We start from the raw sequence: 21120 nt of genomic DNA, 5'->3' as shown, positions 1-21120 counted from the left end.
CAATCCCAGCCGAGACTAAGCGCTGCTGTTGCAGCGAGGGCTGAGCCGAGGGGTCATGAGCCGGGGGGTCAGAGGTGCCGCCGAAAGTCCGCGACCTGATTGCGCGCCTGGAAAGGGCGGGCTTCGTGAACCGGGGCGGCAAGGGGAGCCATCGGAACTATGTGCACCCGAACGTCCCAAAGCCCATCACCGTCGCCGGTAAGCCCGGGGATGACGCGAAGCGATATCTCGTCAGGGCTGTCGAGCAAGCAATCGAGGCTTCCAAGCATGAAAGACAGTGACCGCTACGCCAAAATCGTCGAATGGTCCGAGGAGGACCAGTGCTACGTCGGAAGCTGCCCCGGGCTCTTGCTCGGCGGCTGCCACGGCGACGATGAGCTCGCCGTCTTCAGGGAGCTGTGCGACATTGTCGATGAAACCATCGCACTGTATCGGGCGGACGGCAGGCCGCTGCCACCGTCGACGGCCGGGCGGGATCTGGCGAACCGGTTGCAGGATGTTGCTTGAAGCGCGTTGTTGAAGGATCACGTCCCGCCGCTACCCACTCGTCACCTTGAGCGCGGCGGCAGCCGCACACGCCGCCCGGAAGTCGGCGCCCCTGTCACCGCGTCGGCCCGAACGCCAGCCGCTGCCCCCGCACCCCATCGTTCACCTGCCCGTCCTCGAAGGCTACCTCGCCGCTGACGATGGTGGCGGCGATGGTGGCCGGCAGCTCCCGCCCCTCGAAGGCCGACCAGCCGCACTTGTAGAGCACTTGCTCGCGGCTGCGGGTGACGGGCTTGCTCGGGTCCACCAGCACCAGGTCCGCCCAGTAGCCTTCGCGGATGTAGCCGCGCTCCTGGACGTTGAAGCACGCCGCCGGCGCGTGGCTGGTCTTGTGCACAACCTGCTCCAGAGTCAGCTTGCCTGCCTGCACATGCCCGAACAGCGAGGGCAGGGCGTCCTGTACCAGCGGCAGGCCGGCGGGGGCCTGGAAATACTTGCCGGCCTTCTCCTCCAGGGTGTGCGGGGCGTGGTCGGTGGCGATGACGTCGATGCGGTCCTCGGCGACGGCGCCGAGCAGGGCCTCGCGGTCCTCCGGGCGCTTGATGGCCGGGTTGCACTTGATGAGCGCGCCCTTCTCGGCGTAGTCCCGCTGGTCGAAATACAGGTGATGCACGCAGGCCTCGACGGTGATGCGCTTGCCGGCGATGGGCCCGGGCGTGAACAGCGCCAGCTCCCGGGCCGTGGTCAGATGCAGCACATGCAGCCGCGCATCATGGCGCCGCGCCAGGTCCACGGCCAGGGTGGAGGACTTGAGACAGGCGGCCTCGGAGCGGATCAGCGGGTGCGCGTCCATGGGCACGTCCTCGCCGTAACGCTGCCGATAGTCGGCCTCCTTGGCGAGGATCATGGGCGTGTCCTCGCAATGGGTGGCGATGATGACGGGGCAGTCTTGGAAGATGGCCTCCAGCACCTTCGGGTCGTCCACCAGCATGTTGCCGGTGGAGGCGCCCATGAACACCTTGACGCCGCAGGCATCGCCCACCGGCAGGGCGCGGATGGCGTCGATGTTGTCGTTGCTGGCGCCGAGATAAAACGCATAGTTGGCCCGGGACACCTCGGCGGCACGGGCGTACTTGGCCGCCAGCTGCTCGGCGTCGAGCGTCGGCGGCTTGCAGTTCGGCATCTCCATGAAGCTGGTAATGCCGCCGGCCACCGCGGCGCGCGATTCGCTTGCGATGTCCGCCTTGTAGGTGACGCCGGGCTCGCGGAAGTGCACCTGGTCGTCGATCATGCCCGGCAGCAGCAGCCGGCCGGCGGCGTCGATGACCCGGTCCGCCGGTCGGCTCTGGAGGTCCCCGCCCACGGCGGCGATGCGCCCGTCCGTGACCAGCACATCCGCCTCGAAGCGGCGGCCTTCGTTGACGACGACGGCGTTGGTGATGAGGAGGCTGGGCATGCGGTGCTCCGGTGACTATGGCATTGGGCCCTGCGGACGCTGTGCCGGCGTTGTGCTGGCGGTCTCGACCCGGCGGGCCGCAGCCTGTGCCGGGTTAGGGCGACGGGGCTGCCGGCTCTGCTAATCTGCCGGCACGGTCAGTCTAGCCAGAAGCGACGCATTCCACATGAGCCATCCCACAGAAAACCCTACCCCGGAGCATCGAATTAAGGCCAACGAGCGCGCCAACCTCGGCGACAGCCTGCCCTGGGCGGACGTCCGTGCGAGCCTCAAGCTCAACGCCGACGGCCTGCTGCCGGCCATCGCCCAGCAATACGACACCCACGAGGTGCTGATGATGGCCTGGATGAATCTGGAGTCTCTGGACGAGACCGTGGCGACGGGCCGGGTATGCTACTGGTCCCGCTCGCGGGGGAAGCTCTGGCGCAAGGGGGAGTCTTCCGGACAGGTGCAGCATCTGAAGGAGGTCCGTTTCGACTGCGACGGCGATACGCTCTTGCTGCTGGTGGACCAGACCGGCCCCGCCTGCCACACGGGCCGGCGCAATTGCTTCTACAACGCCCTGCGCGGCGACCGCGTGGAGGTCGTCGCCGAGCCGCTCATCGACCCGGAGCAGCTCTACAAGTAGGTCGGGCTGACGCAGGAAGCCCGACAGCGGCGGCGCTGTCGGCCCCGCCCATGGCGTTCAACGCCGTGCCCGGGTCGTCCGAGGGTGTCAGAGCCAAGCAGCCGTTACGCCGCTGCCAGTTGCGCGTTGCGTGGGCTGGCGTCGGGCTTCGCTGTCGCTCAGCCCGACCTACGAAGTACCGAGCTTCCCTGCCTTCTCGGCTGTCGGGTCGCTGTGTGAAGCCGAGCAGGGCTCGGTGTGCGTCAGGCCAGCCCCGGCAACGCCCCCTTCAGCCCATCCACCAGCATCTGCACACCGATGACGGCGAGGATCAGGCCCATGATGCGGGTGATGACATTGAGCCCGCTCTTGCCCAGGTAGCGGGTCAGCCCCTCGCCGGAGACGAAGAAGGCGTAGGTGATGGCGCACAGCAGCGCAAAAGCGATGAGCGTCACCACCAAGTCCGCCGTGCTGCCGGCGGAGGCCAAGTTCATGGCCGTGGCGATGGTGCCGGGGCCCGCCAGAATGGGCAGCGCCAGCGGGCTCAGGGCCACCGACAGCGCGGCCTGCCGGCTGTCGGCCTGATCGGCGCTGCTCGGGTGGTGCACTGCGGACGGGCTGCTGTGCAGCATCTGGTAGCCGATCAGCGCCACCAGCACCCCGCCGGTGATGCGAAACGCCGGCAGGGTGATGCCAAAGAGCTTGAAGATGACCGCCCCCAGCAAGCAGAAGGCGGCGACGATCAGGAAAGCCGTGAGCACCGCCTGGAAGGCGACTCGGCGGCGGGTCGCGGTGTCGTCGTCGGCGGTGAGGCCGAGGAACACCGGCGTGTTGGCGATGGGGTTCATGATGGCGAAGAAGCCCATGAACACCGACAGGGCGTGGCCGATGCTGGCCTTGTCCAGTGCGAATGCGTCCAATTGCGTCTACTCCTGCTTGTCGTGCCGACGCTTGCGGTTGATGGCGCTGCTACGGTGCCCGTCGGCCCGAGCCGCGGCGCGGGGCCGGGGGGCTCGCGGCGATCAGGCGCGAGCGCTCCGGGGCTGGGTGCTGGAGCCCGGGCGCTCGACATGGAGGCTTAGAGGCTGTCGCCCTCGATCACCTCTTTCAGCGCGGTCTCTTCGTCCTTGTTGAGGGAGGTCTTCAGCACCTTGCCCTTGCCGTGGAAGGCCTTCAGCTCTTCGATGACCTTGTCCGTGGTGGCCTTGCGCACCAGCACGAACACCGCCGCGCAGCCGGGCTGGAAGTTGGCGGCCAGATCTTTCATGAATTGGTCGTTGATGCCGATGTCCGAGAGCTTGCCGGACAGGGCGCCGGCGCCGGCGCCCACGGCGGCCCCGAGCAGCGGGTTCAGGAACAGAAGCCCAATGAGCATGCCCCAGAAGCCGCCGCCGACGGCGCCCATGCCGGTCAGGCTCACCGCCTGGTGCAGCTTCACTTTGCCCTTCTCGTCTTTGGTGACGACCACCACGTCCTCCATGTCGATCAGATACTCCTTTTGCAGCCGGCTCAGCTCGGCGCGTAACTGAAACGCCGTTTCCTGATCGGGAAACGAGAGTACGACCAAATCGCTCATCTGTCGGATCTCCTGCGGATCGATGTTGTTGAAGCGTGCGGCCCGCGTCTGCCTGCCGAGCCGCGTATTGCACCGGATCGGCGCGCGACGGCCGCTACTCCTTCTCCACCTGGCTCAGTGCCTCGCGCAGCGCCATGAAGATCAGCTTGTCGGCTTCTTTTTCGTCCAGCTCCGGGACTTCCCAGCTCATGATGCGGCAATATTTCTTCACGAGGTGGCGCACGTCGTGCTCCAGCTCGCGGCGGTAGCGGTGGATTTCCACCTGTTCCAGGTCGGCCATGGTTCGGTTGTTCCTCGCGGTGGTGTGCGATCACAAAACAGGCTCCAGCACAAAACGTGCGGACGCACGGCCGCCGACTTTATCTCGCGGCCGGCGGGGACAACCTACGCACCCAGGCAGGGCGTCGCAAGCAGTTGTTGCCCGCGCGCAGCCGGCGGCGTCCACTGACCCGGTGCCGAGGCATGACCAAAGCTTAATGTTGCTGCAACGGCGCAGTAACGGCACTGCCCGGATCATATGCAGTCAAGGTCAGCCGCGCCGCGGGCGGTTCATCGCGCGCATCGCAAGACGACCAAAACATCACTGGTGCAACCCCTGGAGGGTCCGAATGCAACCGATCAAGCAGATTCATCATGCAGCGCGCCGCGCCGATGCGCCGCGCGCCCATGCCTGCGCCGCAGCAGGCGCCCAGCACAGCGACGGCCTCCGCCGCACCGCGCTTGCGCTGGCCGTCGCGCTGACGCTGGGCACCGCCGCCTCCCTGCTCGCCGTGGGCCATGTCCAAGCGGCGGAGACCGCGCCGGCGCCGTTGGCAGAGCCCGCGGGCCCGCCGAGCTTCGCCGATGTAGCCGAGCGGGTGACGCCGGCGGTGGTCAATGTCACCGTCGCGCAGAAGCCCATGCAGCGCATGTCCATGAACGGCCGCTCGCTGCCGGAGGGGCTGCCGGAGGACTCGCCGCTGAAGGAGTTCTTCGAGCAGTTCGGCGGTATGCAGGACTTCCAGATGCCGCGCCAGCGTGAGGGCGAAGGCTCCGGCTTCATTGTCGACCCCTCCGGCTACATCGTCACCAACAACCACGTCATCGAGTCCGCCGAGACCATCGAGGTGACGCTGAACGACGGCCGTCAGTACGAGGCGCGCGTCGTCGGCCGCGACCCGAAGACCGACCTCGCACTGATCAAGGTGGACGGCGCGCCGGGCCTGCCGCATGTCGACCTCGGCCACAGTGGCGAGGCGCGCATCGGCGACTGGGTGCTCGCCGTGGGCAACCCCTTCGGCCTTGGCGGCTCGGTGAACGCCGGCATCATCTCGGCGCGGGGGCGCGACATCAACTCCGGCCCCTACGACGACTACCTGCAGATCGACGCCCCCATCAACCGCGGCAACTCCGGCGGGCCGCTGTTCGATGCCCGCGGTCGGGTGATCGGCGTCAATACCGCCATCTTCTCGCCGAGCGGCGGCAACATCGGCATCGGCTTCGCGATTCCGGCGGAGACCGCAGCGGATATCGTGCGCGAGCTGCGCGAGAAGGGCCGCGTGGAGCGCGGCTGGCTGGGGGTGCAGATCCAGCCCGTGAGCGAGGAGGTCGCCGGCAGCCTGGGGCTGGACACCGCCGAAGGCGTGCTGGTGGCCGACGTATTGCCGGACAGCCCGGCCATGGCCGCGGGCGTGAAGAGCGGTGATGTTATCGTCAAGGCCGCCGGAGAAGAGATGACCGAGTACCGCGACCTCACCAAGCTCATCGCGAGCATCGACGCCGGGACCGACATCGAGCTGGAAGTCATCCGCGGCGGCAAGGTCCGGATGCTCGACGTCACCATCGGGCGCATGCCTCAGGACGATCTGGCCATGACCAAGCCGGGTGAGGCCGCCGAGGATGACGGCTCCCGCATCGGCCTGTTCCTGGCGCCGCTGACACCGGAGATGCGCGAAGAGCGCGGCCTGGACGCGGACACTCCCGGCGTCCTGGTGGCGCAGGTGGAGCCGGGCAGCCCGGCCCAGCGCGCGGGTATCCGCGCCGGCAGCCTGATCTCGATGGTGGGCCAGGAGTCGGTGGCCGACCCCGACGACGTCGCCCGCGCCGTGCGCGAGGCCGCCGAGCAGGACCGCCCGTCGGTGCTGCTGCGGGTGGAGCAAAACGGCGAGCAGCGCTTCGTCGCCGTACCTTTCGCTTGAAGAAGTAACGAGTTACGAGGGACGCGGAAGGCAGCGCCACCGCCCCTCGGTACTCGCTACTCGCTACTCGCTACTCGCCCCTTCCCCCTCGCTACTCTCCTCCCCCATGCGCGTCCTGATCATCGAAGACGACGAGCAGCTCGCCGCCTATCTGACCAAGGCCCTGCGCGAGGTGGGCGCCACCGTGGACCATGCCGCGGACGGGCGCGACGGGCTGTTGCTCGCGGCCGCCAACGACTACGACGTGCTGGTCATCGACCGCATGCTGCCCTCCCTGGACGGCCTGGGCGTGCTGCGCACCCTGCGCGCGTCCGACAACCGCACGCCCGTGCTGATTTTGAGCGCCCTGGGCGAGGTGGATGATCGGGTCGAGGGACTGCGTGCCGGGGGTGACGATTATCTGGTCAAGCCCTTCGCCTTCTCCGAGCTGCATGCGCGCATCGAGGCCCTGCAGCGCCGGGCCGTTCCCGAGGACCAGCCCCAGACCCACTTCCAGGTGGGCGATCTAGAGCTGGACTTGCTCACCCGCGAGGTGACCCGGGCCGGCAAGAAGATCCCCCTGCAGCCGCGGGAGTTCCGCCTGCTTGAGTACCTGATGCGCCATGCCGGCCAGGTGGTGACCCGCACCATGCTGCTGGAGCACGTCTGGGATTATCATTTCGACCCGCAGACCAACGTCATCGACGTCCATGTCAGCCGTCTGCGCGGCAAGATCGATCGCGACTTCGACGAGCCCCTGCTGCAAACCGTGCGCGGTGCCGGCTATGTGATCCGTGAGCCCTGACGTGAGCCCCGGCCCGCAGCGCGCGGGCGGCGCCGAAAACGCGGCGGCTGCGCCCGCGGCGCCGGCCGAGCCGATACCCAAGCGCCGCGTCGGCTGGCCGCTGACCCGCCCGCGGGAGGTGCTCGCGAGCTTCACCTTCCGCTTGGCGCTGCTGTATGCGGTGCTGCTCGCGGGCTCGGTGGTGGCGCTGCTCGGCTTCATCTACTGGTCCACCGCCGGCTACATGGCCCGGCAGACCGACGCCACCATCGAGGCCGAGATCCAGGGCCTCGCCGAGCAGTACCGCCGCCGGGGTCTCTCCGGTCTCACCACGCTGCTGGCCCAGCGCAGCGCCCAGCGGCCCACGGGTGCCGGCGTCTATCTGCTCGCCGATACCGAATACCGCCCGCTGGTCGGCAACATCGACGCCTGGCCGGACGTGGAGCCGGACCGCGACGGCTGGATCGACTTCCGGCTGCGCGATGCCCTGGATGCAGGCGCCGCGCTGGGGGAAGAGCATGCCGCCCGCGGCAAGGTGTTTCGCCTGCGCGGCGGCTTGCATCTGCTGGTGGGCCGGGATGTGCGCGAGCTCACGGCCATCCGGGGGCTGATCCGCGACGCCCTCGGCTGGGGTCTCGCCATGACCGTGGCGCTGGCGCTCGCCGGCGGCTGGCTGATGAGCGCCGGCGTGGTGCGCCGCATCGAGGCCGTCAACCAAGTGGGCCGCGAGATCATGGAGGGCGACCTGTCCCGGCGCATTCCCACCGACGACAGCGGCGACGAGCTCGATCAGCTCGCGGTCAACCTGAACCGCATGCTGGCGCGCATCGAGACCCTGATGACGAGCGTCCGGCAGGTGTCGGACAACATCGCCCACGATCTGCGCACCCCGTTGTCGCGGCTGCACACCAAGCTGAGCCAGCTGCGCGACACCGATCTCGGCCCCGAGGCCGCCGAGGGCATCGACGAGGCCATCACCGATGCCGAAGAGCTGCTGGGTGCCTTCAACGCCCTGCTGCGCATCGCCCGGGTCGAGTCCGGCAGCCGCCGCGCTGCCTTCGCCGATCTGGACCCGGTGGTGCTGCTGCACGATGTGGCCGAGCTCTACGAGCCGCTGGCGGCGGACAAGGAGCAGCAGCTCAGGGTGTCGCCGGCGCAGCCGCAGGCGGGCGCAGGCGAGCCCGGCGTCGGGCGCATTCACGGCGACCGCGACCTGCTCTTTCAGGCGCTGGCGAACCTGCTGGACAATGCCATCAAGTACACCCCGGCCGGTGGGCACATCCAGCTCACGGCGGCCCCTGCCCGCGGCGGCGTGGTGCTCGGCGTCGCCGACTCCGGCCCCGGCATCCCGCCCGAGCTGCGCGGCAAAGTGCTGCAGCGCTTCTACCGCGTCGACGCGAGCCGCTCGGCCCCGGGCCATGGTCTGGGCTTGAGCCTGGTGCAGGCGGTGGCACAGCTGCACGGCGCCCGGCTGCGGTTGGAGGATGCCGGTCCCGGACTGCGGGTGCTGCTGCAGCTACCCGCCGGGGCTGTGGCGGGCAATGGCCGCGACGGCGATGGCAGCGCTTGAGCCGGGCGATGCGCGACGCACGCAACGCTCGGTGCCCAAACCGAGCCGGGCCACGGGCCGACGCGTCTCGATGATCTCTGGTCCTAGTGCGCCGCCTCCCGTGAGTCGAGCAGGTCGAGGCGGTAGCCGCGGCTGCGCACCGGCGAGATCTGCAGCATGGTCATTCCGGCAGCGGTGAGCTTGCGGCGGATGCCGCTCACATGCACGTCCACGGAGCGGTCGCCCGGCTCCCACTGGGCGTGCGGCAGCAGCTCGTCGCGCTCGACGGTGTCGCCGGCGGTGGCCATGAGGCGCCGCAGAATATCGCGTTGGCGCTCGGTCAGGCGCACCGGCTTGGGATGTCCCTGACAGCGCACTTCGCGGCGCGGCAGATCCAGCTCCACCGGACCCAAGCGAACGATGCCCTCGGCGCTCGGCAGCCGCAGGCGCCGCCGCAGCACCGCCCGCACGCGCGCGCCCAGCTCTTCCAGCGCAAAGGGCTTGACGAGGTAATCGTCGGCGCCGGCGTCGAGGCCGCGCACCCGGTCGTCCAGCTGATCGCGGCCGGTCATGATGATCAGTCCGACCTGGGCCTCCCCGCCAAGCTCCTGCGCCAACGTCAGCCCGTCGTCCGCCCCCAGGTTGAGATCCAGCAGCACCAAGTCGGCGCCGCCACCGCGATAGTGCTCGCGAAACTCGCGGAGCCCGGCGGCGATCGCCGTGTCAAAGCGCCGGGCGCGCAGCCAGCGCGCGACCGCCCTGGCCAAGGGAAGATGGTCTTCGACGATGATGATGCGTGCGTCCGCCGACATGGCGCCCTCTCTCCATAATCGCCCGGGCTGGTCTGTCGATCCTGCCGGCCCGCTTGGTGACGTGACCAACAGCTCAAGATAACCGAACCGGTGCTTGCCTCGTCCACAGTCTTACAATAATTAACAGACGGCGCCGCTCTGCCTGACTAAGCTCTGAGTCACAACGCTGTGATCTCCTAGACCGCTGGACCAGGATGATGAGTGGACTTGAGAACTGGGCGGCGGGTCGGCTGGCGGTATCCGTCGCAGCGCCGGATGCGCGCGAGCGCGCATGGCTTTGCCGGCTCCTGGAGGCGGCGGGCATCCATTGCCGTGCCTACGCCGATGCCCGGGGCGCCGTCACCGCCATGCAAGGCGGTGCGCGCGGCGCTGGTGCCCCGGACCTGTTGGTGACCGCACTTCGCGCTGAGCGCGATTGGCTGCGCCTGGCCCGAGCGCGCAGCCCGGGGCTGGTCATCATCGGCTTCTCGCCCCTGATCCGCGCCAATGACCCCGGGCGCTTCGCGCCGTTGAGAGGTCTGCTCGGTGCCGACTACGTGCTGCCGTCACCGGTGGACGGTGCCGAGCTGCTCGCGGTGCTGGTGCTTGCCGCGAGCGACATCTCAGATTCGCATGCCCTGTATCGCGCATCCTAAGAGGGAGGAAGTCCCGACCGGAGCCAGTATGCAGCTCACCTGTCTCGATGACGATCCCCGCATGGAGCGGACGCTGCGGCGCTTCGCCGGTCGCCTCGGCCATGACCTGCGCTATCACGCCACGGCCGCATCCTTCAAGGAAGACGTGCTGCACCATCCGCCGGAGCTGGTGGTGCTCGACCTGGAGCTGGGGCAGGAGACCGGGCTGGACGTGGTCCGGTGGCTGAGTCAGCAGGGCCTGAGCACGCCGCTGGTGCTGCTGTCCGGGCATGGCGATGAGCTGCTGGACACCGCCCGGCGTATCGCAAGTGCCAGCGGGCTCGAGGTCCGCGGGGCCGTGAGCAAGGGTGCCATGGTGCGTGACCTGCCGCCGCTGTTGGCGCGACTCGCGCCGGCAATGCGGCCGACGGCTGCGGCCGGCGCCGGGGCAGCGCCGGGGCTGGATGTCGAAGCCCTCGCCGCCGCCATTCGCGACGGCTGTATCGAGCCCTTCTTTCAGCCCATCGTCGGCGGTGACGGGAGCCTCAAAGATGCCGAGGTGCTGACCCGGCTGCGCCTGCCGAGCGGCGCGGTGCTCAGTGCCCAGCAGGTCATTCCCCTGGCGGAGTCGGCGGGCCTGATCCTGCCGCTGACCGAGGCCCTGTTCGAGCGCCTGCTGGCCGCAAAGGACAGACTCTCCGGTCTGGCGCTGGATCATCTGTCCGTGAACCTCAGCGTTGTCCAGCTGGACGTCGCCCTCACGGCGGCCCTGGTGCGCCGGCTCGTGGACGGCCTTCAAGACTGCTGCGGCGTGCGCGTCGAGCTCACCGAGAGCGCGAGCCTCGCCGACTCCCAGTCTGTGCGCGAGCTGGGCGCGCAGCTGCGTCTGCTGGGGGCGTCTCTGGCCATGGACGACTTCGGTACCGGCTATTCCAGTATCCGCGCACTGGCCGAGCTGCCGTATGACACCGTCAAGGTCGATCTGTGCTTCGTTGCCGAGCTGTTCGACTCGAATAAGGCCGAGCGCCTGCTCGCCGCCATCCTCGCGATGTGCGAGAGCCTGGGGCTGCACGTGGTCGCCGAGGGTGTGGAGACCATTGCCCAAGCGCAGTGGCTCTGCGAGGCCGGTGTGGACCGCCTCCAGGGCTATCTGTTCGGCGCGCCGATGCCGCTGGCGGAATTGGTGAGTCGCTTCGGGCCCAAAACCTGACCAACTTCGGCCCGGATCCGAGGGGAGTTGCCGCTCATGACCGATGCCACAGCCACCGCACCCAGGGTGCAGGTGCTCGACGATGATCCGCGCCTACTTCAGGCGAGCCTGCGGCTGCTGCCGCGTTGGGGATTCCGCTGCGAGACCTTCAGCGATGCCCGTGAATCGCTCGCCAGCATCGGGCGCGATCCACCCGATCTGCTGATTGTCGACATCTACATGCCGCATCTGGACGGCTTCGAGGTCATCGCCCGCGCGCGCCAGCTGGCGCCGCAGATGCGCATCATCGCGGTGTCCGGCGACATCATCCAGGGCGAGGCCACCAACGTGCTGGCCATGGGGGCGGCGCTCGGCGCCGATGCGACGCTGCACAAGCCCTTCCGCCCGGAGGCCCTGCGCGCGCGCCTGGAGGCCCTGCTCGGTGCCCCGGCGCCGCCGGACCCGGCCGCCGCCTGCTAAGACAGCACCCAATCCCCGTCCATGCCAAGTCCACTCGCGCGCGGGGCCACCAGCCCGCACCAGCCCGCCGGCACGGCGCTAGACCCCCCGCCCAGCCAGCGGCCATGGCGGTCAATGCTGCTTGAGACACTGCTGTTGGCCGGCCTCGGGGTGCTGGGCAACGTCTTCAGCGTATCCCTGTTCTTCGGTGTCGAGGTGCTGTTCGGCTCCATCGCAGCTTTGGTGGCCGTGGCCCGCCTGGGTCTCCTGCCGGGGCTCGCGGTGGCCATCGCCGCCGGCGCCTATACGCTGGTGCTCTGGGATCATCCCTACGCGCTGCTCATCTTTGCCCTGGAGGCCCTCGCGGTCGCGCTGCATCGTCGCTGGGCGCAACGGCGCGGTCGGCCGCTGCCGCCGCTGGCGATCTCTGCGGCGCTGTACTGGGTGCTCATCGGCATCCCGCTGGTGCTGGTGTTCTATCACGGCCCGCTCGGCATGGGCTGGCTGCCGACGCTGTTGATCGCCGCCAAGCAATCCCTCAACGGCATCCTCAATGCCGCGCTGGCAGGCAGCCTGCTGCTGGGCCTTGCCCTGCTGCAAGGGCGCCGCGGGCTGCCGCGGCTGAGCGAGCTGTTGTTCAGCCTATTGCTGGCGGCGTTGCTGCTGCCGTCATTGCTGGTGACGGCTTGGGAGAACAGCGATCTCAAGTCCCTGCTGGAGGCCGATCGGGCGCACGAGCTGCGGCTGCTCGGTGCGCTGGCCGTGCCTCAGCTGGCGCAGGCCGCGGCGGCGAGCCCGGCGCAGCTGGCCGCTGAGCTTCGGCGCCTGAACGCGGCGGCCGAGCGGCATACACGATTGGGTGCCGCGCCACGCCTCTTTCTGGCGGAGCGCGCGAGCGGCGCGGTTACGCTCGGCGAAGCGCTGCCCGCCGGCCCCATTGTGCCGAGCGCGGAGCCGGGCCTGGCGCTGGTGCTCCCGGCGCAGCCGCAGTCCTCGGCGATGGTGCGCTGGCGGGCCTCGCGCTACCGTGCAGCCTTGCCCGTGCCGGGCATGGAGCCGCCGCAGGATCTCATCATCGAGGTCAGCGCGGTGCCCGTCATCGATGCGGTGCAGCAGCGGATCACGCGCTTGCTCGCCGCCCTGTTGGCGCTCGCCCTCGGCGCCGTGCTGTTGGCGGCCCTGCTGAGCCGGCGCATCGTCGGGCCGATCCAATCGGTGGCGGACGCCGCCCGGGCCCTGCCGGCGGCCATTCGCGACGGACAGCCCTGGTCGGTCCCCAGCCCGGGCCTGTTCGCGGAATCCGCGCAGCTTGGCCATGCTGTCACTGCCATGGGGGAGTCCCTGGGCGAGAGCTTCGAGGCACTGCAGCGTGAGCGCGACGAGCAGGTACGCCAGCGCGCCCTGCTGGACCTGGAGGCCCACTGCCTGGCCTGGCTGGTGCGCCATGGCGACAATGCAGCGGCCTTCGCCGACGCGCTTTGCCGCCAGCTGCAACGGGTCCTGCCGGGGCAGCATTGCTTCATGCTGCCCAGTGCCAACAGCCGGCTGGAGCTGGTGGCAAGCCCCGGGCTGCCCGCCGATGCACGCGAGGACCTGGTGCGACGGCTGGCGGCGCCCGCGGCACAGGTTTTTCTGCAGCGGGTGCTGGTCGCCTGTACACCCGTGGCGGTGCCGCCCGAGGTGATGGAAGCCGAGGGCACACCGGCGACGGACCTGTGCAGTGGCCGGGCCATCCCGATCTGCGACCGCACGGGCAGTGCATTGGGGATACTGCTCACCGACATACCTGCGGCGGGGCTCGGCACCTTCTCCACCGACGTATTCGAGCGGGTGCGTCCTCTGGCCGGGCTCGGACTCGCTTCCATCCAGCTGCACCGTGAGCACCATGTGCTGCTGGAGGCCCTGTCTCAGAGCGGCACCGGCATCGTCGTGACCAGGCGCAGCGGTCGCGACCACTTGGTGACCTATGCGAATCGCGGCTTCACGGAGGTGTCCGGCTACAGCGCCGAGGCCTTGCTTGGGCAGGATCTGCGCATGCTCCGCGACGGCGACGAAGACCAGCTGGACCTCGAGCGCCTGCGCGCGGCGCTGGCCGCGGACCAGGAGTGCAGCGCCGTGATTCGCAACCGGCGGCCGGACGGCAGCACCTACTGGAGCGCCTTGGCCTTGTCGCCTGTGCACGGTGATGGCGCGACTGTGACGCATTACATCGGCGTGCAGCAGGACGTGACCGAGACCGTGGAGTCCACGGCGCGGCTGCGTGCCAGCGAGGCCCGGCTGAACGAGGCCCAAGCCATTGCCCATCTCGGCAGCTGGGCGTATGCAATGGACGGCACCGGCTACTGGTCCGACGAGGCCTACCGACTGCTCGGCTATGCGCCGGGCGCAGTCGCATCCACGCTCGATCACTTCCTGGCGGTGGTGCATCCAGACGACCGGGAACGGGTACGCGCGCGAGCGTTGGCGGCACAGCAGCCACCCTACGACGATTACGACATCGAGTTTCGCGTCTGCGCACGCGACGGTGTCGAGCGCATGCTGCTCGCGCGGGGTCGGATGCAGCGCGGCGCCGACGGTACGCCCCAGCGCTTCGCCGGCACGGCGCTGGACGTGACCGAGCAGCGCCGCATTGAAGCCGCGCTGCGTGAGCAGCAGGAGCGCTATCGGCTGGTGGTGAACAATCTGGAGGACCTCTTGGTGCGCGTGGACACCGAAGGTCGGTTCGAGTTCGTGAGCCCGTCCTATTGCCGCATGTTCGGGCGCAGCGAGGCGGAGCTCCTCGGCCAGACCTTCATGCCCCTGGTTCATCCCGACGACCGCGAGGCCACCGCCGAGGCCATGGCCAGGCTTTTCGCACCGCCCCATGCCGCCACCATGGAGCAGCGCGCCGAGACCGTGCACGGCTGGCGCTGGCTGCAATGGTCCGACAAGGCCGTGTTGGACGCGCAGGGCCAAGTGGTGGCCATCGTCGGTGTCGGCCGCGACATCACCGAGCGCAAGGCCGCCGAGCAAGCGCTGCGCGAGAGCGAGCAGCGCTTCCGCGCCCTGTTCGAGACCATCGGCGAAGGCGTGATCTACTACGACGGCGACGGCGTCATGACCGAGGCCAACCCGGTCGCCTGCGCGATGCTGGCCCTGCCACGCGATCAGGTGCAGGGCCGCCGCCCGGAGAGCGAGCCCTGGCAACTGCTCGGTGAGGACGGCACCCCGCTGGCGCACGCGGCCTATCCGTCGCGCGTCGCCCTGCGCAGCGGCCAGGACACAGAGCCCATGGTGGTGGGGCTGCGCGCCGGCGACAGCGTGCGCTGGCTGTTGGCCAAGGCCCATCCCGAGACGGCGCCGGGCGCCGCGCGGCCGCATCGCGTCTTCGTCACCTTCGCCGATATCACCAGCCTGCTGGAGACCCAGCTGCGTCTGCAAGCCATTATCGACAGCTCGCCCCACGGCATTGTCGAGCTGGGCCTCCATGATCGGCGGGTGCTTTGTTGCAACACGGCGATGGAGCGGTTGTTCGGCTATCCGCCCGGGGGGCTCATCGGACTGGGCGCCGAAGACCTGCACCCGCCGGGACTGGAGCCGCAGCTGGTGGCGGACCTCGGCATGGCCGCCGACGACGCCGACGCGGGCAGCCTCAATGTGCCGCTGTACGTGCCTTGCCGGCGCCGCGACGGCGGCGTCTTCCATTGCAAGATCGCCCCGGGGCTGATGCAGCTCGGCGCTGTGCGTACGCTGACGGCCTTCTTCACAGACGTGACCCTGGAGTACCAGAGCCGCAACGCGCTGGAGGACAGCCGCCAGGCCCTGCTGGGGGCGCAGGCGCTGGCCCACATCGGCTCCTGGGAATACGACATCGCCGCCGACGACCTGCAATGGTCGCCCGAGGTCTATCGCATCTTCGAGCAGGATCCCGCGAGCTTCGGTGCATCCTTCGACGCCTTCCAGACCGTGGTCCACCCCGATGATCGCGAATCCCTGCGGCGCGCCTATGCCGCCGCCACGGAGCATGGCGCGGCCCATGATCTGGTGCATCGACTGCTGCTGCCGGACGGCCGGATCAAGTGGGTGCACGAGCGCGCCGCGTTCGAGCACGCCGCGGATGGGCAGGCCATACGCGCCCGCGGCACCGTGCAGGACATCACCGAGCGCCACTTGGCGCAGCAGCGGCTGCGCGAGAGCCGCGAGCGCCTGAGCGCCATCTTCGACAACGCCCCCATGGGCATCGCACTGCTCGACGAGCAGCGGCGTCTGCTCATGGTGAATCGGGCGCTGGCGGGACTGCTGGGCCGCAGTCCGGATGCCTTGCGGGACACGGTCCTCGACAGCCTCATCCACCCGGACGACCTGCCCGCCAACCAGGCGCAATTCAGTGATCTGCTCACCGGCCGCCGTACGGACTACCGGCTGACCGAGCGCTACCTGCGACCGGACGGCCGCGTGGTCTGGGGCGATCTGCGCATGGCCCTGCTGCCGGCGGGCGGCGATGCACCGCCCACCCCGCTGGCCATGGTGGAAGACGTCACCGAGCTGCACGAAGCCCGCGAGCGGCGCCGGGCGCTGGAAGGCAAGCTCTCTGCGTATACGGCGCGTCTGGAAGACTTGCTGGATCTGGTGAATCAGGCATTACCGCCGGAGCACCAGCTGCAGGCGCTGTTACGGCTCGCCTGCCGCGCCCTGGATTTGACCGGCGCCGGCGTCGGCACCCTGCGCGACGATGCGCATCAGCCGGAGCTTATCGCCAGCATCGACACGGCCCGGGGCTCGGCGTCCCCGGCTTCCCTAGCGGTGCCGCCAGCCTTGCTGGACGCAGCCCGGGCACAGCCGGGCAAGCCGGTGGTGGACTGTGACCTGCCCGCGGACGGCGCCGCCGCGGCGGGGCAGGATTGTCACATTGCGCTGGCTTTTGCCGGCGACGACGCGCCGGAGGCGCAGCGCGAGCAGTTGTTGCTCGTACTCTGGGGTGAGCAGGCCGAGCTCGCGCTGGACGAGCCGCTGTGGCAATTGCTGCGGCTCGTCGCCCAGCGCATCGCGGCCGTGCGCGCGCAGGAGCGCCTCCAGCATTACCTGGTGCAGGCCAAGGAGCGTGAGACCATCGGCCATCTGGCGAGCGGCGTCGCGCATGACTTCAATAACCTCCTCGGGGTGCTGGACATCAATCTCTTGTACATCGAGGATGCCTTGGCCGCCGTACAGGACGAGGACCCGGAGCTGCCGCAGGTGCTGGAGGAGACCCGCAGCGCACTGGGGCAGGCCAAGGTGGTGGCGTCCGGCATGCTCTCGATGAGCCGCGCGGGCGGTGTGCCGCTGGCGCTGGTGCCACTGGACACGACCATCGGCGAGCTGGCGGGCATCCTGCACCACATGCTGCCCGCCGGCATCCGGTTGGAGACCGCGATCCCGGCCGGTCTCGCGGCCTGGAGCAATGGCGCCTTCCTGCAGGCGGCCTTACTGAACCTGGCTCTGAATGCCCGCGATGCCATGCCCGACGGGGGTACGCTTCGCATCACGGCAAGATCGCGCCGCTGGGACGGCTGCGGTGCGCTGGCGGTCGGTGACTTGGCGGCGGGGGACTATGTCGAGCTGAGCGTGCAGGACGACGGCAGCGGCATGACGCCGGAAACCCAGGCGTCCATCTTCGAGCCGCTGTTCTCCACCAAGGCCAAACGGCGCGGCCACGGGCTGGGGCTCTTCATGGTCAAGGAATTCGTGCTGCGCTCCGGCGCCGGACTGGCTGTGGAGTCGGCGCGCGGACAGGGGACTCGCTTCCGACTGCTGCTGCCGACGCAGCCATCGCCTGACCTGACCCAGGAGCCTATGGACAACGCCCCGCAGACCGACTCCGTAGCTGGGCTGCGGGTCTTGGTGGTGGACGATGATCCGCGGGTGCGTGATGGTGTCGCGCGAGTGCTGACTCGGGCAGGCATGACCACCCGGCTCGCCGAGCACGGGGAGCTGGCGCTGGAGCGGTTGCGTGCGGACCCCGGCGTAGACCTGGTGCTCACCGATGTGGCCATGCCGGTGCTCGATGGACTGGCGCTCAAGGAGCGCTTGGCCGTCGAGCGGCCTGGCTTGCCCGTGCTGCTCATGACCGGTCAGTACGCGACGCCCGACCGCGCCGGCGCCGATGCCGATGCCGATGCGGCACTGCCGATACTGCGCAAGCCCCTGGAGCAGGCGCAGCTGTTTGCGGCCATCCGCACCGCCACGCCAGGTGGCCAGCCCAAGGTCGGCCCGCCCAGCGAAGATCCGCGGGGAAGCGCGGCGCCAACGGATGCCCCCGCCTGAGGCCGGGCGTTCAGCGCCGCGGACGCACCACTGCGAGAGCGGGGGGCGCGTCTTCGGGAATGCGGAGCGCTCAGCCCGCGGCGTCCGGCCAGAACTGCTCGTCGGCCATGTCGGCGAAGGTGAAAGGACACTGCTCGGGGAAGGTTGTGGCGGGCAGGCCCGTTTGCTTCTCGGCCTCGATGACGGCGAGCCGATAGGCGCGCACGGCGGCCTCGTCGAGATAGGCCTTGAGGCTCGGATTGTCGTCGAGATGGGAGCTTAAGCGGATGCGCTGCTCTTTGATGGAGAGCCGCCAGGAATTGCCGCGCAACGCAGGCTGGTAGCGCCATTTGAGCAGATGCAGCATCAGAATGACCAAACGATTGACCAGCTCCTTGCGCTCGCTGCGGCCCATGCTCTCGATCTCGTCGATCAAATGCTGCACGTCGAGCTCCGCCCAGCGACCCGCGCGCAGCAAGTCTGCCTGCTGCTCGGTCCAGGCATTGAAGTCTTGGTCGTAGAGGCCGGACAACGCGTTGACTCTTTAAGGTAGGCTCGCCCTGCATGCCGGCATGAGGCCCGTGGGAGCGGCCTCCGGCCGCGAAGGCGTCCAGATCCTCACACGAGGTCGCACGCGCTGCAACCCTGTCGAAGGGATGCTGACGCTCCCAGACGCCGCCTGCCGGCGGCAGGCGGCGGGGCGGGCGACTAGGTCATTCGGCTGCGGCGCGGGCGCGCTCCAGCCAGGCGTCGAACTTCTCGCGGTTGGCGGCGATCCACGCATCCGCGTGCTTTTCGATGTCGGACTCGCTGTCCTCGCCGTCGCGCATGCGCAGGTTCTGGGCGCTGATGTCGTTGTTGCTGACCTTCATGATCGCGAACAGCTCGGCCGCCGCCGGGTTCTCCTCGGCGAATTCCTTGTTGGCGACGATGCGCTGGTCGTTGGCCTGGAAGCCGTAGTTGGAGCCGTCCGGCAGGGAGGTGTCCACGTCCTCGCGCTCGCCCGGCAGGGAGCTGAAGGGCACCTGCATCCAGGTGACGTCCTCGCCCGGCACCAGCACGCCGCTCACCCAGTAGGGCGTCCAGGTGTAGTACAGGATGGGCTCGCCCTTTTCGTAGCGGGTGATGGCGTCGGCGATGATGGCCGAGTAGCTGCCCTGGTTGTGGGTGACGGTGTCACGCAGGTCGTAGGCGTCCATATGGTGCTCGATGACCTTCTCGCAGCCCCAGCCGGGGGGGCAGCCGGCGAGATCGGCCTTGCCGTCGCCATCGGCGTCGAACAGCTTGGCGATCTCCGGATCTTTCAGCTGCTCGATGTTGGTGATGTCGTACTCCTCGGCGGTCTTCTTGTCGATGAGGTAGCCCTGGATGGAGCCCGAGGAGTAAACGCCTTCGCGGTAGAGCTTCTCGTCGCCGCCGGCTTCCTCGTAGAAGTCGATATGCAGCGGATCCCAGTGCGCGGCGATGAAGGTGGCGTCGTTGTTGGCAATAGCCACGTGACCCGCCGCGTACTCGATCTCCTTGATGTCGTTGACCTCGTAGCCGAGCTCTTCCAGTGCCTTCATGACCAACATGGTCTGGAAGGTCTCCTCCGCGATGGAGGACTTGATGGGCTGGACTTCCACGCCCTCGCCCGGCTTCTCTGCGGCCAGGGCGCCGCCGGCGGCGGCCGTCACGGCCGTGAAGAGGGCGGCGCGAGCACAAGTCTTTAGATCCAAAGTCGCTTGCATGGGCTTCTCCTGTTCAGTGGGTTTGGCTCAGGGGGGTTGGTCAGTGGGTATGGGATCAGGCCGTGCGCCTGACGAACAAGGCCCGCACCAGGCCGGCCGGACCGGCCTCGTACCAATGCCGGGTGGGCTTGTCGCGGTCGGATTGGCCGACGGCTTGGGTCATACGATCCAGGATGATGGCGAGCAGCACAATGCCAACGCCGCCGATGGTGGCGAGCCCCATGTCCAGGCGCCCGATGCCGCGCAGCACCATCTGCCCGAGACCGCCGACGGCGATCATGGAGGCGATGACCACCATGGACAGCGCCAGCATCAGGGTCTGGTTCACGCCGGCCATGATGGTGGGCATGGCCAGCGGCAGCTGCACCTTGAACAACAATTGGCGCTTGGAGGCGCCGAAGGAGCGCGCCGCCTCCACCAGGTCCCCCGGAACCTGGCGGATGCCGAGGTTGGTGAGGCGGATCAGCGGCGGCAGCGCAAAGATGATGGTGACCACCACGCCCGGCACGTTGCCGATCCCGAACAGCATGACCACCGGAACCAGGTAGACGAAGGCGGGCGTGGTCTGCATGGCGTCCAGCACGGGGCGCACCGTCGCCGCGGCACGGTCGCTGCGGGCGAGCCAGATGCCCATGGGCAGGCCGATGATGAGGCAGAAGAACACCGACGTGATGACCAGCGCCAGGGTCACCATGGCCTCGGCCCAGGCGCCGATGAGGCCGATCACCACCAACGAGATGACTGCGCCGATGCCGAGCCGGCGCCCGCCCGCCTGCCAGGCGAGTAGGCCCATGATCACGACCATGAGCGCGTCCGGGATACTGAGCAGGGTCGTTTCGATGCCGGTGAGGGTGGCGTCGATGGGCAGGCGAATCGCTTGGAACACGGACCGGAAATTGTCCACCAGCCAATCGAGCCCGGTGTCTACCCAGGCGCCGAGCGGCACCACGGCTTCTTGGAAGGGATGCCACAGATCCAGCGTGCTTTCGTCGACGCCGGCACCGCTGCCGGCAAGCCAGTCGCCGGGTGTGGCCTCGGTGGCCTCGCCCGGCGTACCCCAGGGGTCGGACGCCCCGGCCGGCTCAGGCGGCGTCTCCGACGGTGGCTCGCCGGTGGTGCCGGCGCCCGCATTCCACGGATTGTCGCTGCCCGCGGCGGTCTTGTCGCTACCGCCGCCGCTGGCCCAGGGATTGGTGGATTCGTCTGCCATGAGGGGACCTAAAATTTAGAGCGCTGGTCGCTTGTTACGGGGATGGTCTTGCTCGGGCAAAACAGCATGCGGGAGTTCAAAGTACGAAGTACGAAGTACGAGGTACGAGGTACGCAAAGCGTCACCGGTCAGCGTAGCGCCGATGCGCCATCCAACAGACTGACGCCACTTGCGTTGGCGACCAACGCACCATGGAGCCCGGCGCTCTCACGTACTCCGTACTCCGTACTC

18 protein-coding genes are annotated in these 21120 nt (G+C 68.8%); 10 read left to right on the top strand and 8 right to left on the bottom strand.

All coding sequences use genetic code 11. The annotated features are described in order from the left end of the window. The first annotated feature begins 74 nt into the window (after positions 1-74). On the top strand, positions 75-281 hold the full coding sequence (locus CKO31_RS13300; RefSeq protein ID WP_200238213.1) for a type II toxin-antitoxin system HicA family toxin: 207 nt from the start codon (positions 75-77) through the stop codon (positions 279-281). Further along, positions 268-507: a hypothetical protein gene (locus CKO31_RS13295; RefSeq protein WP_200238210.1), complete on the top strand. Its 240-nt coding sequence runs from the start codon at positions 268-270 to the stop codon at positions 505-507. The genes CKO31_RS13300 and CKO31_RS13295 overlap by 14 nt, the downstream gene beginning before the upstream one ends. A 94-nt stretch (positions 508-601) precedes the next feature. Here the strand turns inward: CKO31_RS13295 and CKO31_RS13290 are convergent, their stop codons facing one another. After that, positions 602-1942, bottom strand: coding sequence for a dihydroorotase (locus CKO31_RS13290; RefSeq protein WP_200238207.1), 1341 nt, complete (start codon positions 1940-1942; stop codon positions 602-604). 166 nt (positions 1943-2108) lie between these two features. Here CKO31_RS13290 and hisI point away from each other — a divergent pair, with 166 nt between their 5' ends. Beyond that, on the top strand, positions 2109-2570 hold the full coding sequence (gene hisI / locus CKO31_RS13285) for a phosphoribosyl-AMP cyclohydrolase (protein ID WP_200238204.1): 462 nt from the start codon (positions 2109-2111) through the stop codon (positions 2568-2570). Positions 2571-2812: 242 nt separating this feature from the next. Here hisI and CKO31_RS13280 read toward each other — a convergent pair whose 3' ends face one another. From CKO31_RS13280 to CKO31_RS13270, 3 genes are all read right to left on the bottom strand, one after another. After that, positions 2813-3469, bottom strand: a complete 657-nt coding sequence (locus tag CKO31_RS13280; protein WP_242475352.1) for a MarC family protein — start codon at positions 3467-3469, stop codon at positions 2813-2815. A gap of 158 nt (positions 3470-3627) precedes the next feature. Next, complete coding sequence (locus tag CKO31_RS13275; protein WP_200238201.1) at positions 3628-4125, bottom strand: DUF1269 domain-containing protein; 498 nt, start codon at positions 4123-4125, stop codon at positions 3628-3630. Positions 4126-4219: 94 nt separating this feature from the next. Next, positions 4220-4405, bottom strand: coding sequence for a hypothetical protein (locus CKO31_RS13270; RefSeq protein WP_200238198.1), 186 nt, complete (start codon positions 4403-4405; stop codon positions 4220-4222). A 328-nt stretch (positions 4406-4733) separates the two neighbouring features. Between CKO31_RS13270 and CKO31_RS13265 the strand changes: the two genes are divergently transcribed. From CKO31_RS13265 to CKO31_RS13255, 3 genes are all read left to right on the top strand, one after another. Beyond that, on the top strand, positions 4734-6302 hold the full coding sequence (locus CKO31_RS13265) for a DegQ family serine endoprotease (RefSeq protein ID WP_200238195.1): 1569 nt from the start codon (positions 4734-4736) through the stop codon (positions 6300-6302). A 106-nt stretch (positions 6303-6408) separates the two neighbouring features. After that, positions 6409-7086 (top strand): response regulator transcription factor, encoded by a 678-nt coding sequence (locus CKO31_RS13260; protein ID WP_200238192.1) that lies wholly within the window; start codon positions 6409-6411, stop codon positions 7084-7086. Further along, positions 7076-8635: a sensor histidine kinase gene (locus CKO31_RS13255; RefSeq protein ID WP_322789138.1), complete on the top strand. Its 1560-nt coding sequence runs from the start codon at positions 7076-7078 to the stop codon at positions 8633-8635. The genes CKO31_RS13260 and CKO31_RS13255 overlap by 11 nt, the downstream gene beginning before the upstream one ends. A gap of 83 nt (positions 8636-8718) precedes the next feature. Here the strand turns inward: CKO31_RS13255 and CKO31_RS13250 are convergent, their stop codons facing one another. Then, the gene (locus CKO31_RS13250; RefSeq protein ID WP_200238189.1) at positions 8719-9426 is read right to left on the bottom strand and encodes a response regulator transcription factor; all 708 of its coding nucleotides are present in this window, start codon (positions 9424-9426) and stop codon (positions 8719-8721) included. 197 nt (positions 9427-9623) lie between these two features. On the opposite strand from CKO31_RS13250, the gene CKO31_RS13245 reads away from it, so the two are divergent. From CKO31_RS13245 to CKO31_RS13230, 4 genes are all read left to right on the top strand, one after another. Next, positions 9624-10061, top strand: a complete 438-nt coding sequence (locus CKO31_RS13245) for a DNA-binding transcriptional response regulator (protein ID WP_200238187.1) — start codon at positions 9624-9626, stop codon at positions 10059-10061. Between the two features lie 28 nt (positions 10062-10089). Continuing rightward, positions 10090-11250 carry an EAL domain-containing response regulator gene (locus CKO31_RS13240; protein ID WP_200238185.1) on the top strand — a complete coding sequence of 387 codons (1161 nt, stop codon included), beginning with the start codon at positions 10090-10092 and terminating at the stop codon, positions 11248-11250. Between the two features lie 36 nt (positions 11251-11286). Then, entirely contained in the window at positions 11287-11709 is a 423-nt protein-coding gene (locus tag CKO31_RS13235; RefSeq protein WP_200238183.1) for a response regulator, read from the top strand. Positions 11710-11823: 114 nt separating this feature from the next. Next, the gene (locus CKO31_RS13230; protein ID WP_200238181.1) at positions 11824-17970 is read left to right on the top strand and encodes a PAS domain S-box protein; all 6147 of its coding nucleotides are present in this window, start codon (positions 11824-11826) and stop codon (positions 17968-17970) included. Between the two features lie 70 nt (positions 17971-18040). Here the strand turns inward: CKO31_RS13230 and CKO31_RS13225 are convergent, their stop codons facing one another. The 3 genes from CKO31_RS13225 to proW all read right to left on the bottom strand — a co-directional run bounded on the left by CKO31_RS13225 (position 18041) and on the right by proW (position 20889). Next, positions 18041-18481: a DUF29 domain-containing protein gene (locus CKO31_RS13225; protein ID WP_200238179.1), complete on the bottom strand. Its 441-nt coding sequence runs from the start codon at positions 18479-18481 to the stop codon at positions 18041-18043. A gap of 181 nt (positions 18482-18662) precedes the next feature. After that, the gene (gene proX, locus CKO31_RS13220) at positions 18663-19679 is read right to left on the bottom strand and encodes a glycine betaine/L-proline ABC transporter substrate-binding protein ProX (protein WP_200238177.1); all 1017 of its coding nucleotides are present in this window, start codon (positions 19677-19679) and stop codon (positions 18663-18665) included. A gap of 55 nt (positions 19680-19734) precedes the next feature. Further along, a complete protein-coding gene (proW, locus tag CKO31_RS13215) occupies positions 19735-20889 on the bottom strand; it encodes a glycine betaine/L-proline ABC transporter permease ProW (protein WP_200238175.1) in 1155 nt (384 codons plus the stop codon). Positions 20890-21120 lie beyond the last annotated feature (231 nt).

It is taken from the genome of Thiohalocapsa halophila (assembly GCF_016583825.1).
Taxonomy (GTDB): Bacteria; Pseudomonadota; Gammaproteobacteria; order Chromatiales; family Chromatiaceae; genus Thiohalocapsa; species Thiohalocapsa halophila.
This window is presented reverse-complemented; position numbering and strand designations above follow the sequence as displayed.